Here is a 14,840-nt window from a genome sequence, read left to right as displayed (position 1 = left end):
GCAGATAATTTTTAATAAATTATTATTAATTTGGTTGTATAACCAATAAAAAAAGAATCATGCTGACAATCATTTTGAATATCCTTTTACCTCCATTAGCCGTGTATTTGAACCATGGAGTAGGGACAACTCTTTTGATAAGCATAATCCTTACTTTAATAGGTTGGTTACCCGGAGTGATTCACGCATTTATTGTAAACTAAATGAAGAGATAAAACTGTCTAAAATGTAAATCCCTTAGGAGCCCAATGTGAGAGATTGGGTTCTACAACTTTCATCGGGAAAGTATCCACAAGTTTGAATTAGCCTTTAAGCTTATATTTTAGACAGTTTACTTTTTTCTCAGCTATTTTCTTCAAGCTTCTGCTGCCATTTCCAAGCGCTTTCCATAGCATCTTCTATATCGTACTCTGCTTTCCATTTGAGCACTTCATTAGCTTTGGTGGTATCGGCGTATGCTGCGGTAATATCCCCTTCCCTTCTATCTGTAAAAACATAAGGCAGTTTCTTTCCTGAAACTTTTTCAAAAGCATTGACAGCTTCCAAAACCGAATTCCCTTTTCCAGTACCCAGGTTAAAAACCTCGTAGTTACTTTCCTGCTCGTTATCTAAAAGCCGCTCCAGGGCGATCACATGAGCCCTGGCAAGATCCATCACATGGATATAATCACGAATGCAGGTACCATCGGGAGTGGGATAATCTTTACCAAATATTGAAAGCTGCTCTCTTTTTCCTGCTGCCGTTTGTGTAATGTAAGGCACCAGGTTTTGCGGCGTACCTATTGGAAGTTCTCCAATATTTGCTGAATGGTGCGCTCCTATTGGATTAAAATATCGCAGGGAAATCGCTCTAAGGTGAGGCACTGCGCTACAGGTGTCAAAAATGATCTCTTCCCCAATCTGTTTTGTATTTCCGTATGGGGACTCGGCTTTTTTGACCGGGGCATTCTCGGTAATTGGCAGCTCATCTGCCTGCCCGTAAACAGTACAGGAAGAACTAAAAATGAACTTTGGCGCCTCTTTTTCCTTTAGTTGCTGCAACAGGTAGATAAGGCTGTTGAGATTGTTCTCATAGTAGAGCAACGGATTCTGAACGCTTTCACCCACTGCCTTGGAGGCAGCGAAATGTATAACCCCGTCTATATCCTGGTATTTTTCAAAGAAATTATTAACTGATTGTTTGTCCCTTAGATCAAGATTTTCAAATTCCGGAGAAATTCGGGTGATCCTGGTAATCCCCCCAGAACCTCGATGGAAGAGTTTGAGAGATTATCAATTATTACTACATCAAAACCCCTTTCCTGAAGTGCTACCACCGTGTGAGATCCAATAAAACCCAATCCCCCGGTGACCAGTATTTTTTTATTCATTTTGCTATTTCTGAGTATCCCGCAAATTAAGAAATTAACCACTATAATTAAGGCTACCAGTCGGGAAATGTTCCGTCATCACCTACACTTTATTATATAATTAAAATTCAGTCAGTAAGAGCTTCCGCAAGACGAAGCATTTAAAGAAATTGTAGATTTCCAGCCTGGTTTTAAGAGCTTTTGGATTATATTTGCAGCTTTAAAAAAACACAGCTATGTCGTTAGAATCACAGGTAAAAATCTTTAAATGGATTAGCATTTTTGAGGGGGTATCATTTTTGGTACTGCTACTTATCGCCATGCCATTAAAGTACATTTGGGAAGCGCCCGAAATGGTGCGTATTGTAGGAATGGCTCACGGTTTATTATTTGTGGCTTACATTTTTGGAGCCTTACTACTCTTCAGGCCGCTACAATGGAAAGTGAAGACCCTGCTTATTGTCTGCCTTAGTTCTGTTTTGCCCCTGGGCCCTTTCTATGTAGAGAAGAAATATCTCTAGAAAATGAAGGAACAAACAAGGGAACTGGGTAATTTCCTAGCGAATTATTTTATTGAACAGGGAATGGATGCAGGTGTAGCTCATTTCCTTAACATGCTTATCAATATTGCCATTGTAGGTATTCTTTGGTATGTGATGCATTACATCACCAAGAAGCTGGTACTAACTTCCTTCCAGAGATTTACCAATAAAACCGTCACTACTTTTGACGATTACCTTGTAAAGAGCAATTTCCCAAGGTACATAAGCAATGTTTTTCCGCTTTTGTTGCTCATCCTCACGGTTCCCGTAGTATTTGAAGACTACCCCCAGCTGCTTTTGGTATTTGAGAACCTGGTAGATATTTATATCATTTTCCTTACCGTTCTTATTGGCCGCAGCCTTGTTCGCACCACCACCAATTACATGAAGCGGCACGAGCGTTACCACGACAAGCCCATAGAAAGTTACGCTCAGATCCTCATCATATTTTTCTGGTCCATCGGGATCATCTTTGTTTTTTCTGAACTCACCGGAAAATCTGTTGTAGGTTTCCTCATTTCTTTAGGTGCGGCTTCAGCGATCATCCTGTTCATTTTTAAAGACACCATCCTTGGATTTATAGCTTCTATCCAGGTTTCAGTGAACGACATTGTTCGCATTGGCGACTGGATAACATTCAGCAAATACGGGGCAGATGGTTTTGTGACCGAAATCAACCTCGCCACGGTAAGGGTACAAAACTGGGACAACACCTATACCACGATCCCTACCTACAACCTGATTTCAGATTCTTTCCACAACTGGCGCGGAATGCAGGAATCTCCCGGCAGGCGCATCAAGCGTTCGCTGAATATAAAACAGAATTCCATAAGGTTCATCAACGATGAAGATCTCGAGAAATTTCAGGAATTTGACCTAATTGCGCCTTATATTAAAGAACGGCAGGAAGAGATCAATGAATTTAATAAAAAGATGGGGGTCAATAAAAAACACCTCATCAACGGGCGGCATCAAACAAACCTGGGGGTTTTCAGGCAGTATGCCCTCTCCTACCTAAAAGCCCACCCAAAGATCCACAAGGAAATGACCATGATGGTGCGGCACCTCCCTCCCACCACCCAGGGAATTCCGGTAGAGATTTACTGTTTTAGCGAAGACAAGAGATGGGAGTTCTACGAAGCTATTACCGCCGATATTTTTGATCATCTCATAGCTGCCATTCCGTATTTTGATTTGCAGCTATTCGAATCTCCTTCGGGTGACGATATTCTCAAGGCACTGAAACCGCTTCAGCCGGGTTCCAAATAATTAGTTTTTTTTCCGAAGTATTCTGCCAGGAACAAGAACCTGTAAGGGTCTCAAAAAAGCAAAAAAACAGCACTCATTCAGTTGAAAATACTGAGCTTGTGCTGTTTTTATGTTTTTGTGAATCGGGTTAACTAATCTTTCAACCTGTCTTTCACGTATTCAATCTTTGTCTTGCCGTGCGGTTTTGCCTTTCCGTTCTCATCAAGAGAAACCATCACAATCCGGTCTATGGTAATGATTACTTCCCGGGTCATTTTATTACGTACTTCCGAGCGAAGGGTTATGGAAGCATTTCCAAACTTCACCACATCCATGCCTATTTCAATAATATCACCTTCCCTGGCAGAACTTTTGAAGTCGATCTCACTCATGAATTTTGTAACAGTGCGGGAATTTTCAAGCTGAATAATGGCATAAAGCGCAGCTTCTTCATCTATCCATTCTAGCAAGCGGCCGCCAAACAGTGTGCCGTTGGGGTTAAGGTCCTGGGGTTTAATCCATTTTCGGGTATGAAATCTCATAGGGGAATCAATTTTAAAAGAAGCGTAAAGTTAATCATTTTGCCCCAGAAAAGCCTCGCGCGCAGCCTGCAGAATTTCGGAATGGTCAAAAGCCAGTTCTGGCAAATCACTTAAGAGAAACCAGCGGGCATCGGCGGCATCATCGTTTCCCTCTACTTTTTCTTCGGAAGTCACTTCGCCCCAAAAAGTGATGCTGATGGTCCTGCCCCTGGGATCCCTTCCGGGTGTTCCAAACGCCTGAAGCTGTTTCAGCCTGCCCACTTTTAAACCTGTCTCTTCTTCCAGCTCTCTTTTTGCGCCATCTTCCAGCGGTTCTTCATCTTCAAGGAAACCTCCCGGAAGGGCCCACTGGTCTTTAAAAGGATCTTTTTTCCGCTTTACCAGCAGCACTTTTGGCCGCCCGTTATTGCTGAAAAATATCACACAATCTGTAGTTACCGATATGTTTTGTCTCGCCATATTTTATTTGAAATAGACCGTTTGAATATTCACAAACTCCCTGATACCGAATTTCGACAATTCCCTGCCATAACCCGATTTCTTGGTGCCTCCAAAAGGCAAACGCGGATCACTTTTTACCAGCTCATTGACAAACACCGCCCCATCTTCAATTTGAGGGATAAGCTGTTCAGCTTTTTGATGATTTTCGGTAAAAAGAGAGACTCCCAGCCCAAATCTGGTAGCATTTATAAGGTCTACAGCTTCTTCATCAGATTTAAAAGTGGTGATCCCAATGGCAGGGCCAAATGTTTCTTCTTTAAAAACCGGCATTTTTGCGGTCACGTCTTTTAAAACAGTAGGTGCGTAAAATGCCTTTTTTCGCACCCCGCCCGTGAGGATCTTTGCCCCCATTTCTACCGAATCATCAACCTGTTTCTCCAGGTCTTTTGCAAGGTCTTCCCTTGCCTGCACGCCTATAAACGTGTCTTCATCAAGAGGGTCTCCCGCTTTTAAGGCTTTAACCTTCTCCAAAAACATTTCGGTGAATTCTTCAGCAATACTTTGGTGTAGTAAAAGTCGTTTCCCGGCTATACAGCTCTGCCCGGTATTCTGAAAGCGCGCCTGGACACAGGTTTTGACCGTTTCCTCCAAATTGGCGTCATCAAAGACCACCAGGGCATTGCTCCCACCCAGTTCCAGCACCGATTTTTTGATCTCCTTCCCCGCTGTTGCCGCCACACTGCCCCCGGCGCCTTCACTACCCGTAAGCGTAACGGCTTTTATCCTTTTATCTTTCACCACCTCCTCCACTTTTTTACTGCCAATAGTGAGGTTTTGAAAACAAGCTTCAGGAAAGCCGGCCCTTATAAACACTTTTTCGATATTCTTCCCGCACATCATCACGTTGCTGGCGTGTTTAAGCACCCCAACATTTCCGGCCATTAAAGCTGGCGCCGCAAACCTGAATACCTGCCAAAAAGGGTAATTCCATGGCATGATTGCCATGACCACACCCAGGGGTGCGTAATTGATGTAGCTTTTTTCGGCATCGGTTTCTATGCTTTCAGGAGCTAGTTGTTTTTCGGCATTTTCAGCATAATATTCACACACCCAGGCGCACTTTTCTACTTCAGCAATAGCCTGTTTAATGGGTTTTCCCATTTCCCTGGTAATTACTTCAGCATATTCCTGCCTGTTTTTCTTTAATTCTTCGGAAGCCTTCAGCATAAGCTTTGAGCGGAAAGAAAAAGAGGTGGTTTTCCACTCTTTGAAGGCTGCCGTGGCTTTTTCAAGCGCTTTGTCAATATCTTCTGAAGTTGATTCTTTATGTTCTTGAAGGGTTTCCCCGTTATACGGATTTTTTGAAAGGATCATAAAAATGGCTTTTTTTAAAGGTATAAAGAACCTCCCGCCGAATGAAATTATTTAAAAGATTTTAACTGAAGTGCAGATTGTTCACAACAGGTGTATAAGTCGCAGAGGGACAAATGAAAATCGCCACATACTTTCGCTATCTTTAAATAAAACCACAGCTATGAAAGACCGCGATGAACTTCTCCTCCAACTAAGGCCTCAAATAGAATCTGCCGTGGTACAGGCCTCTACGCTTCCCGATGAGCAATTTCAAAACCTCACTCTGCGCCCGGTGATCTTACTGCAAAACGACCTGCTGCTGGAAGCTTTCAGGAATTACGTGCAGAAACACAAAAACGTGTTCTACGACATGAGTATTGAAAAAAGGATGGCTTACATTGAAAATGCCGTTCAAAAGGATATGAAATTCCGAAACAGCCTGAAGGGAATGATCATTGGGCAGTTCACCCTAAAGGAATACAGCTATTACATCACAAACTCTTCAGCCCTTAACAAATGTATGATGGATCTGGTGAAAAACAGGTTGCAGAGCAACATCCAGCTGCTTGATAAACTATCGGCCGTATAGAGGTTTTCCGAAGAAAACCTAATTATTAAACTTTTGCTAATTGTTCTTTTTTGAATACTGCGTTGGCTAATTTTAAGCAAAACGAGAAAAAATGAGCATTAACAAAGAAGAATTATTCAATAAATGTCTTGACCAGGTCAATGCTAAAATTGACCAGTATAATGAGAAAATGAATACCATTAGCGGCCAGAACGAGCAGCATAAATTCCACCCCGATTTTGACGAATACGGAAACAAGGGCGAAATGCTGACCGAATATGAAAAGAATGCCGCTTATCTTGACCGGGTGCGCAACATGAAAGAAACCCTGGCCAACCTGGATACCGATCACCGCAGCGAAGTTGTGCGCCCCGGAAGTGTGGTAGAAACAGAAAATGGCTACTATTTTGTTTCTGTACCTCTTGGAGAACTAGACATGCAAAGCGGGAGCAAAGTTTACGCTATTTCAACAGATTCTCCCATCTACAAGGAAATGGAGGGCAAAAAGGCCGGCGATTCGTTTAAGTTTCGAGACGGGGAAGTAAGTATTGTGAAAGTGTGGTAATACCTACTCGGGATATTCTATCCTGAGGTGGTAGATGTTCTTTAGCTTGCGCTTAAGCACCTTTTTCACCTGCTGAATTTCCATAAATGTAATATTTGAATTGAGGAACTGCCCGTCTTCCATTTGTTTGTTGATGATCCTTTCCACGAACTCATCGATCATTTTGGCAGTAGGTTCTTTAATACTTCTGCTAGCAGCCTCAACACTGTCGCACATCATGAGAATCGCGGTTTCTTTGCTAAAAGGCATAGGCCCGGGGTACCGGTAATCGTCTTCATTGACCTGCTGGTCATTCTCCATGGCTTTCTTCAAAAAGTAATAGACCGTGGTGGTACCATGATGGGTACGAATAAAATCTATCACCCTGTCGGGCAGATTTCTTTTCTTGGCGATTTCTATCCCGTTGATGACATGTTCGATAATAATTTCGGCACTTTCTTTTGGAGAAAGTTCGTCGTGGGAATTTACAGAGGTAGTCTGGTTTTCGGTAAAGTAGGTAGGGTTACGCATCTTTCCAATGTCGTGATACAGGGCACCTACCCTTGCCAGCATGGCATTGGCATTAATTTCATTTGCCGCGGCCTCGGCGAGATTGGCCACGTTGAGGGAGTGGTGAAAGGTTCCCGGCGCTTTATCTGAAAGTTCTTTCAGCAGTTTGGAATTGGTATCTGACAATTCGAGCAGTGACATATCTGAGATCAACCCGAAAATCTTTTCATAGGCATAGATCAACGGCTGCACAAAAAGGGTTGCCAAACCACCAAGCAGGAACATGAGAAAAGTTTCGGGTTCTACCTCGTAAATAGCACCTTCCTGAATTATGGTAAAGGCAAAGTAAGAAACAATATACACCAGGGTAATTTGCCCTACGGTAATAAAGAGGTTAGCTCTTTTGTAAAGTTCTGAAACCGTGAGAATGGTTACTATCCCTGCGATAATTTGAAGGAACATATATTCATAGCTGTCGGGCACAATAAAGCCGAGTAGCAGAACGGTGATCACGTGAGTGAAAAGCCCCAGCCGGGAATCAAAAAACCCTTTAATGGTAAGAGGCAGCACACATAAAGGCACCACGTATACGTAAGCCACATTAAAACGTATTACCAGCACGGTGAGCAGCACCATGAGCGTCACATTGAAGAAAATGAAGGTGACTTTTATGTTATTTTGAAAGATATCATAGCGGTATTTCCGAATAAATAACATCAGCATAAGCAAGGCCAGAAAAACGAGCAAAGTATAGCCTACAATTACCCAGTTGTAGTTGGCTTCGCTCCACACCTGTGATTCATATTCAGCTTTAAGGGAATTGAGCACCTGCAGCTTATCCCCTTCCACGACTTCTCCTTTGGCAACAATTATGGTACCCCGTTCAACATTTCCGCGGGTATAGGAAATCTGGTTGTACCTGCTTTCGAGATCGCTCTGGGTAAGTGCTTCGTTATAAGTGACATTGGGTCTCACGCTATCAAAGAAAAGACCTATCAACTCCTCCCGGTAATTTTGAAGCTGTGCCTGGTCAATTTTCCGGTTGAGAAAATCCCTTAGCTGGTTCTGCTTTATTATGCTTTTATAGGTCACCTCGGTAACTTCGTTGCCTTCGCGCAGGTAAATTAACTGATCTGGGCTAAGAGGCACGATCTCCTGCAACACCCCGGCATCGTAGATCTCTTCAAAAGTATTCTGTATAAAATCCTGAAGCCGCATGTTTTCCCTTCGGGTAAGCGTGTCGGGGAAGATGCGCACAAACTGCTCTTCCAGGCTTGCTTCTACCTGCGAGACTACTTCAGCATTATAATCATAATATGGGATATGGGTCTTGTTGATCTCCTCCTTTTCGGCAGCGAGTTCTTCCGGGGTCTTTAAAATGGCAAAATCGAAAGGCGCGTACAGGTTCTCATACTGCCATGGTTTCCCTTTGGGGATTTCGTATTTAAACTTACCACCCTTCGGAAACATATACACAATGATAAAGGTGGTAAGGAGAAATAGAAAAACTTTGTAAAAAAGGTCCTGATTTTTATAAAGACTGTTTATAAATGATTTCATGCCGGGCTATCTCTTATCAAAAGTACTAAAAAAAGCTGGCTGTGGAGAACCCGTTGGTTTCTTCCTTATAAAATGATTAAATTCGCAAAAAGTAAAATCTTAATCCTCTAAACCATGAATAAGGAAGTAGTCATAGTAAGCGCAGCCAGAACTCCCATAGGAAGTTTTTTGGGCAGCTTATCCACCATACCCGCGACCAAACTGGGATCAACAGCAATAAAAGGAGCTCTTGAGAAGATCAATCTCAAACCTGAAATGGTAGACGAGGTACTTATGGGAAATGTGGTGCAGGCAGGTTTAGGCCAGGCTCCTGCAAGACAGGCGGCTTTGGGTGCCGGTATTCCTTACTCTGTTCCATGCACCACCGTAAATAAAGTTTGCGCGAGCGGGATGAAAGCAGTGATGCAGGGAGCCCAATCTATAGCCCTGGGGGATGCCGACATTATAGTTGCGGGCGGAATGGAGAACATGAGCATGATACCTCACTACCTTCACCTAAGAAACGGGCAGAAATTTGGACCTGCCACGATGATTGACGGACTACAGAAAGACGGACTCATGGATGCGTATAATCAACTTGCCATGGGCGTTTGTGCCGATAATTGTGCCATTGAACACGAGTTTACAAGAGAAGACCAGGATAAATTTGCGGCACAGTCCTACGAAAGATCTGCAAAAGCCTGGAAAGAAGGAAAATTTGATAATGAAGTTGTTCCTGTAGAAGTGCCCCAGCGAAAGGGAGAGCCTGTTATAGTAAAAGAGGATGAAGAATACAAAAATGTAAAAATGGACAAGCTGGCTTCTTTACGCCCGGCTTTTTCTAAAGAGGGTACGGTAACAGCTGCCAATGCGTCTACTATCAACGATGGTGCGGGTGCAGTGGTGCTTATGAGCCGTGAAAAGGCTGAAGAACTGGGATTAAAAGTTCTGGCGAGCATTAAAGGATTTGCAGATGCTGCCCAGGACCCGGAGAAATTTACTACCGCTCCGGCCATAGCACTCCCTAAAGCCCTCAAAAAGGCCAAAATTTCTCAGGAAGAAGTTGACTTTTTTGAATTCAATGAAGCATTTTCGGTGGTTGGCCTGGCCAACATGAAAATTTTAGGCCTTACCGATAAAAACACCAATGTGAATGGAGGTGCCGTTTCTTTAGGTCATCCTCTTGGTTGTTCGGGGGTAAGAATTATCATCACCCTATTAAGCGTACTGGAACAAAACAACGCAAAAATAGGTGCTGCAGCCATTTGTAATGGTGGCGGTGGTGCTTCGGCTATTGTTATTGAACGTCCACAATAATTCAGGTTAGAAAGCATCTTTTTTAATGCAATATGCCATTTGTATTTTAGGCACGGTTCCGCTAAGAGCAGAACCTGCGCACACCGCCGAAATGGTTAGTCAGCTGCTTTACGGGGAAACCTTTAAGGTTCTGGAAGAAAGAGGAAAATGGTCAAGAATTCGCACTTCTTTTGAAGACCTTGAAGCCTGGATCGACAACAAACAACTGCTAAAAATCTCTCAGGCGGAATATGACCGGTTAAAAGCAGAAGAACTTCAGCTTTCAGCAGACCTGATGGAGTTTGTCACGAGCGAAGGACAACTTATTCCAATTCCTATTGGATCTGTACTCAACGCCGCTGGCCTTTTAAAACACGAACATTCGGGTGCAGTGACCATCAATGCTCAACCAAAAGAAAGGCTTATAGAAACGGCCTTTTTGTACCTCAATACGCCATTTATGTGGGGTGGAAAAAGCCCTATGGGTATAGATGCCAGTGGTTTCACCCAAATGGTCTACAAACTGAATGGCTATAAGCTTGCCAGAAATGCTGCCCAGCAGGCCCAACAGGGAGAATCACTTAGTTTTATTGAAGAAAGCGAACCCGGAGACCTGGCATTTTTTGACAGTCCCGACGGATCTATTAACCATGTTGGCATTATGATGAGAGACAACTACATTATACACGTAGACGGAAAAGTGCGGCTTGATCGTATAGACCACTCGGGGATATACAATGCCGAACTTCGCCGGCACACGCATAAGCTGAGAGTGATCAAAAAGATCATATAAAAAAAGCCCGTTCAAAAAATGAACGGGCTTTTTTTATATGTTAAGACTCCTGATTATTGTTTTGGAGCAGCAGCTGCATTAACTTCAAGTTCTGCGATCTTAGCTTTCATTTCTTCTGCCTTTTCAGTCTCGTTTAACTGATAGTAGATATTCATCATTGTTCTGGCAGCTTCGATATTATCAGCGTCTTTATCAAGAACTTTTTCCAGGTGCGGAAGGGCATCTCTGTATATCTGCTGACGTTCTTTAGCCAATTCATCATACTTCTTTTGATCGGCTTTGCTCATACCAAGGCTGTTCATCTCTTCTACCAGGGGAGCTTCTTTAGAAAGGATCACAAATGCTATATTGATTCTTGCATTGTGCATGCTAGGATCAATTTCAAGAGCTTTGTTGTAGTACTCTACGGCACGGTCATTTTCTCCTAGTTCTGCTGAACTAACCCCCATGTTATAATACAAAGTGGCATCATTTGGATTTTGGCTTACTACTTCTTCCAGGATTTCCCTGTATTTTGCCATATCCCCCATTCTGTAGTACATGTCTGCTTCTGCCTGCATAAGGCCTGCATCATTAGGATTTGCCTGTTTGGCTTTTTCCATGGCTGCAACAGCCTTGTCATTATCGCCTTTTTCAATATAGATAAGCGCGATGTTCTTGGCAATCTCTCCTTCTTTAGACTCTTCTTTTTTATCCTGAGGATTGATGTAGTTACCAGATTTCACGAAAAGGTCCCTTTGCTCTTTAGAAGCCATTCTCTCTTCTTCGCCGGTTTCCTTATTTACAGCGGTATAAATAGTTTCTTCTCCTGTAAAACCAATGTCCTGAAGCTCCTCATAATACTTTAAGGCCTGGTCATAGTCTTTTGCATTTACAGCGTTTGAAGCCGCATAATAAAGGTATACCGTATCCCGGTTGCTCATTCTATAGCTTGCTTCCAGTTTTTTGGAAGCTTCTGAAAAGTTCTGAGCGTTTTGGTCTTCAATAGCTGCATTTACCAATGCATTACTTACTGCAGCCATTCCCTGTTCTGCCTCGCCATGACCAAGTTCTTTAGCTTTTTTCATAGCTTCTGAAGCTGCCATAAGGTCGGCCGTAGGTACATTTTGTCCGTTACCTACCAGCGCATATCCTCTGTAAAGGTAGAAATCAGCTTTTTCATCTTCGTCAGCGCTAGCTAACTGTGCTTCTGCCTGCTGAAGGTAATTCTTAGCTTCCTGATATTCTCCTTTTTCAACCGCTTTACCGGCTCGTCTAATTTCCTTCTTTTGGGCAAATGATACGACAGTAAACATAGCGAGTGCTGCCGTTAAAATTCTGGTTTTCATCTTTTTTGGTTTTGATTTAAAATTATTCCTCACTATCGTTTGCAATAGTTGTGCCATCCTGATTTTGATCAGTAATTTCGGGGGTTGCGTCACCGGCTACGTCTTCAACATCCTCCTCTTCATTAATCACTTTAGCCACTGCCGCAATAGAGTCATTATTTCTTAAATTGATAAGTCTAACTCCCTGGGTTGCACGCCCCATGACCCTTAAATTAGACACAGAAGTTCTAATAGCAAGCCCCGACTTATTAATGATCATAAGGTCATCAAGGTCTGTTACGTTCTTAATGGCAACCAGGTTACCTGTTTTAGCCGTAATAGAAATGGTTTTTACACCTTTACCACCACGGTTGGTGATTCTGTAGATTGGCTCCCCATCTTCGGGGTCATCTATATAGGTCCTTTTTCCGTACCCGTTTTCCGAAACTACAAGTACTGTTTCTTCCATTGGGTTCTCAATGGTGATCATGCCTACTACCTCATCGGTGTCATCGGCCAGAGTAATACCCCTTACCCCGGAAGCATTTCTACCCATTGGCCTCGTCTTGCTTTCGTCGAACCTTATTGCTTTTCCGCTTCTCAAGGCCAGCATCACTTGACTTTCTCCTGTAGTTAATCTCGCTTCAAGTAACTCATCACCCTCACGAATGGTAATTGCATTAATACCGTTGGTTCTTGGCCTTGAGTATTGTTCAAGGGAAGTCTTTTTCACCTGTCCCTTCTTGGTAGCCATCATTACATAATGACTGTTGATATACTCTTCGTCCTTCAGGTCTTTAGTACAAATAAAAGCTTTAAGCTTATCATCCGGCTCCAGGTTGATCAAATTCTGAATTGCTCTTCCTTTTGAAGTTTTACTTCCTTCAGGAATCTCGAAAACCCTCATCCAGAAGCACTTGCCTTTTTCAGTAAAGAACAACATGTACTGGTGGTTGGTTCCAATAAACAGGTTCTCGAGGAAGTCTTCATTTCTCGTGGTAGAACCTTTCTGGCCAACTCCACCCCTGTTCTGGGTTTTGTATTCGGTAAGCGAAGTCCTTTTAATATACCCTGCGTGTGAAATGGTGATCACCACCTGCTCATCGGGGATCATGTCTTCCATGCTCAGGTCACCTCCGGCATACTCTATGCTTGATCGCCGCTCATCTCCATATTTTTCCTTCACTTCGAGCATCTCTTCTTTGATCACCTCCATTCTACGCTCCTTACGGGCAAGAATATCTTTAAGGTCTTCAATGGTCTTCATGATCTCCTCGTACTCTGCACGAAGTTTGTCCTGCTCAAGACCAGTAAGCTGTCTTAAGCGCATCTCGACTATCGCCTTAGCCTGGATCTCGGTAAGTTCGAAACGCTCAATTAACTTGCTACGGGCTTCATCAGCATTGCTCGAAGCCCTAATTAAGGCAATTACCTCGTCAATATTATCTGAAGCAATAATTAAACCTTCAAGGATATGTGCCCGCTCTTCAGCTTTTCTCAGCTCATACTCTGTACGGCGCACCACAACTTCATGACGGTGCTCTACAAAATGGTAGATCATATCTCTCAAATTCAGCATTTGAGGACGGCCGTTCACCAACGCAATGTTATTGACACTAAAAGAACTTTGAAGCGCTGTGTGCTTATACAGTAAATTGAGTACAATGTTTGGGATCGCATCTCTTTTCAGAATATAAACGATGCGCATACCATTTCGGTCAGATTCATCTCTGATGAGAGAAATACCCTCTATTTTCTTTTCATTGACAAGCTCAGCGGTTTTCTTGATCATTTCCGCTTTATTGACCTGGTATGGGATTTCAGTAACTACTATAGCTTCTTTCCCTGCCACTTCTTCGGTATGGGCCTTGGCTCTTATTACAATCCTTCCACGACCGGTTTTAAAAGCTTCCCGCACCCCATCATAGCCGTAAATAGTACCGCCGGTAGGAAAATCGGGGGCTTTTACATGTTCAATGAGTTCATCTACCTCAATGTCGTTGTTTTCTATATAGGCTACAATACCATCAACCACTTCTGAAAGATTGTGAGGGGGCATGTTTGTAGCCATACCTACCGCAATACCGCTGGCGCCGTTTACAAGAAGGTTAGGAATTCGGGTAGGCAAAACTGAAGGCTCATGGATAGTATCATCAAAATTGAGCTGCATATCTACCGTTTCCTTGTCGATATCGGCCAGCATATCTTCACTTATTTTGCGCATCCTTGCTTCGGTATAACGCATTGCTGCAGGGCTGTCTCCATCAATTGAACCAAAGTTCCCCTGCCCGTCTACAAGCATGTAACGCAAACTCCACTCCTGCGCCATGCGCACCATAGTGTCATACACAGAAGAATCCCCGTGCGGGTGAAACTTACCTAGAACTTCCCCAACAATTCTTGCAGATTTCTTGTGAGCCCTGTTGGATAGTACTCCCAGTTCATACATTCCATATAATACCCGGCGGTGCACCGGTTTCAAACCGTCACGAACGTCTGGCAGGGCACGTGACACAATGACCGACATTGAATAATCAATGTAGGCCGACTTCATTTCATCTTCAATATTGATAGGAATTAACTTTTCTCCTTCAGCCATAAATATCTGTTATTTTGGTTCAAAAATCTAACGTGCCAATTTACGCATTTTACCCCACCCGGGCGCACTATTCATTGAGGTTTTCTTGTATTTTATTAACAAATTTTTAGTTGTGCTTGGTTAATAAGTTCATTACATTCTGCTTTGTTTTAATGATCCAAATTCGTCAATTAGCTTTACTTCATAAAAACAAACTTTATAGAATCGGG

Annotated in this window: 13 protein-coding genes and 1 pseudogene; 7 read left to right on the top strand and 7 right to left on the bottom strand. The window is 43.0% G+C overall.

Going from position 1 to position 14,840, the window contains the following annotated elements:
- Window positions 1-59 precede the first annotated feature (59 nt).
- Window positions 60-203, top strand: a complete 144-nt coding sequence (locus JRG66_RS14010; RefSeq protein ID WP_093112854.1) for a YqaE/Pmp3 family membrane protein — start codon at window positions 60-62, stop codon at window positions 201-203.
- 139 nt (window positions 204-342) lie between these two features.
- On the opposite strand, the pseudogene galE reads toward JRG66_RS14010, so the two are convergent.
- Window positions 343-1,370 (bottom strand): annotated as a pseudogene (gene galE / locus JRG66_RS14005) (UDP-glucose 4-epimerase GalE).
- Window positions 1,371-1,585: 215 nt separating this feature from the next.
- On the opposite strand from galE, the gene JRG66_RS14000 reads away from it, so the two are divergent.
- A complete protein-coding gene (locus tag JRG66_RS14000; RefSeq protein ID WP_265163385.1) occupies window positions 1,586-1,870 on the top strand; it encodes a DUF3817 domain-containing protein in 285 nt (94 codons plus the stop codon).
- A gap of 3 nt (window positions 1,871-1,873) precedes the next feature.
- On the top strand, window positions 1,874-3,160 hold the full coding sequence (locus JRG66_RS13995; protein ID WP_265163384.1) for a mechanosensitive ion channel family protein: 1,287 nt from the start codon (window positions 1,874-1,876) through the stop codon (window positions 3,158-3,160).
- A gap of 131 nt (window positions 3,161-3,291) precedes the next feature.
- Here the strand turns inward: JRG66_RS13995 and JRG66_RS13990 are convergent, their stop codons facing one another.
- Genes JRG66_RS13990 through JRG66_RS13980 form a run of 3 tightly spaced genes read right to left on the bottom strand, consistent with a single transcriptional unit; the run spans window position 3,292 to window position 5,496 of the window.
- Entirely contained in the window at window positions 3,292-3,681 is a 390-nt protein-coding gene (locus tag JRG66_RS13990) for an acyl-CoA thioesterase (RefSeq protein WP_265163383.1), read from the bottom strand.
- 30 nt (window positions 3,682-3,711) lie between these two features.
- Window positions 3,712-4,140: an NUDIX domain-containing protein gene (locus tag JRG66_RS13985; protein ID WP_265163382.1), complete on the bottom strand. Its 429-nt coding sequence runs from the start codon at window positions 4,138-4,140 to the stop codon at window positions 3,712-3,714.
- A gap of 3 nt (window positions 4,141-4,143) precedes the next feature.
- Window positions 4,144-5,496, bottom strand: a complete 1,353-nt coding sequence (locus JRG66_RS13980; protein WP_265163381.1) for an NAD-dependent succinate-semialdehyde dehydrogenase — start codon at window positions 5,494-5,496, stop codon at window positions 4,144-4,146.
- Between the two features lie 160 nt (window positions 5,497-5,656).
- Between JRG66_RS13980 and JRG66_RS13975 the strand changes: the two genes are divergently transcribed.
- Together JRG66_RS13975 and JRG66_RS13970 are read left to right on the top strand one after the other, a co-directional pair.
- Window positions 5,657-6,064 (top strand): glyoxalase, encoded by a 408-nt coding sequence (locus JRG66_RS13975; RefSeq protein ID WP_265163380.1) that lies wholly within the window; start codon window positions 5,657-5,659, stop codon window positions 6,062-6,064.
- Window positions 6,065-6,155: 91 nt separating this feature from the next.
- Complete coding sequence (locus tag JRG66_RS13970) at window positions 6,156-6,608, top strand: GreA/GreB family elongation factor (protein ID WP_265163379.1); 453 nt, start codon at window positions 6,156-6,158, stop codon at window positions 6,606-6,608.
- A gap of 3 nt (window positions 6,609-6,611) precedes the next feature.
- On the opposite strand, the gene JRG66_RS13965 is transcribed toward JRG66_RS13970, so the two are convergent.
- Window positions 6,612-8,657, bottom strand: coding sequence for an HD family phosphohydrolase (locus JRG66_RS13965; protein ID WP_265163378.1), 2,046 nt, complete (start codon window positions 8,655-8,657; stop codon window positions 6,612-6,614).
- Between the two features lie 114 nt (window positions 8,658-8,771).
- Between JRG66_RS13965 and JRG66_RS13960 the strand changes: the two genes are divergently transcribed.
- The gene (locus tag JRG66_RS13960; RefSeq protein ID WP_265163377.1) at window positions 8,772-9,953 is read left to right on the top strand and encodes an acetyl-CoA C-acyltransferase; all 1,182 of its coding nucleotides are present in this window, start codon (window positions 8,772-8,774) and stop codon (window positions 9,951-9,953) included.
- Window positions 9,954-9,978: 25 nt separating this feature from the next.
- On the top strand, window positions 9,979-10,725 hold the full coding sequence (locus JRG66_RS13955; RefSeq protein WP_265163376.1) for a C40 family peptidase: 747 nt from the start codon (window positions 9,979-9,981) through the stop codon (window positions 10,723-10,725).
- Between the two features lie 53 nt (window positions 10,726-10,778).
- Here the strand turns inward: JRG66_RS13955 and JRG66_RS13950 are convergent, their stop codons facing one another.
- Both JRG66_RS13950 and gyrA read right to left on the bottom strand, forming a co-directional pair.
- Window positions 10,779-12,053, bottom strand: a complete 1,275-nt coding sequence (locus JRG66_RS13950) for a tetratricopeptide repeat protein (RefSeq protein ID WP_265163375.1) — start codon at window positions 12,051-12,053, stop codon at window positions 10,779-10,781.
- A gap of 22 nt (window positions 12,054-12,075) precedes the next feature.
- On the bottom strand, window positions 12,076-14,631 hold the full coding sequence (gene gyrA / locus JRG66_RS13945) for a DNA gyrase subunit A (protein WP_265163374.1): 2,556 nt from the start codon (window positions 14,629-14,631) through the stop codon (window positions 12,076-12,078).
- Window positions 14,632-14,840 lie beyond the last annotated feature (209 nt).

Origin of the sequence: Salinimicrobium tongyeongense (genome assembly GCF_026109735.1) — a bacterium.
GTDB lineage: Bacteria > Bacteroidota > Bacteroidia > Flavobacteriales > Flavobacteriaceae > Salinimicrobium > Salinimicrobium tongyeongense.
This window is presented reverse-complemented; position numbering and strand designations above follow the sequence as displayed.

What these genes read in the sequence shown, in the direction of transcription:
- JRG66_RS14010 (WP_093112854.1), top strand. Translation starts at nt 60, where the DNA reads ATGCTGACAATCATTTTGAATATCCTTTTACCTCCATTAGCCGTGTAT.
- JRG66_RS14000 (WP_265163385.1), top strand. Translation starts at nt 1,586, where the DNA reads ATGTCGTTAGAATCACAGGTAAAAATCTTTAAATGGATTAGCATTTTT.
- JRG66_RS13995 (WP_265163384.1), top strand. Translation starts at nt 1,874, where the DNA reads ATGAAGGAACAAACAAGGGAACTGGGTAATTTCCTAGCGAATTATTTT.
- JRG66_RS13990 (WP_265163383.1), bottom strand. Translation starts at nt 3,681, where the DNA reads ATGAGATTTCATACCCGAAAATGGATTAAACCCCAGGACCTTAACCCC.
- JRG66_RS13985 (WP_265163382.1), bottom strand. Translation starts at nt 4,140, where the DNA reads ATGGCGAGACAAAACATATCGGTAACTACAGATTGTGTGATATTTTTC.
- JRG66_RS13980 (WP_265163381.1), bottom strand. Translation starts at nt 5,496, where the DNA reads ATGATCCTTTCAAAAAATCCGTATAACGGGGAAACCCTTCAAGAACAT.
- JRG66_RS13975 (WP_265163380.1), top strand. Translation starts at nt 5,657, where the DNA reads ATGAAAGACCGCGATGAACTTCTCCTCCAACTAAGGCCTCAAATAGAA.
- JRG66_RS13970 (WP_265163379.1), top strand. Translation starts at nt 6,156, where the DNA reads ATGAGCATTAACAAAGAAGAATTATTCAATAAATGTCTTGACCAGGTC.
- JRG66_RS13965 (WP_265163378.1), bottom strand. Translation starts at nt 8,657, where the DNA reads ATGAAATCATTTATAAACAGTCTTTATAAAAATCAGGACCTTTTTTAC.
- JRG66_RS13960 (WP_265163377.1), top strand. Translation starts at nt 8,772, where the DNA reads ATGAATAAGGAAGTAGTCATAGTAAGCGCAGCCAGAACTCCCATAGGA.
- JRG66_RS13955 (WP_265163376.1), top strand. Translation starts at nt 9,979, where the DNA reads ATGCAATATGCCATTTGTATTTTAGGCACGGTTCCGCTAAGAGCAGAA.
- JRG66_RS13950 (WP_265163375.1), bottom strand. Translation starts at nt 12,053, where the DNA reads ATGAAAACCAGAATTTTAACGGCAGCACTCGCTATGTTTACTGTCGTA.
- gyrA (WP_265163374.1), bottom strand. Translation starts at nt 14,631, where the DNA reads ATGGCTGAAGGAGAAAAGTTAATTCCTATCAATATTGAAGATGAAATG.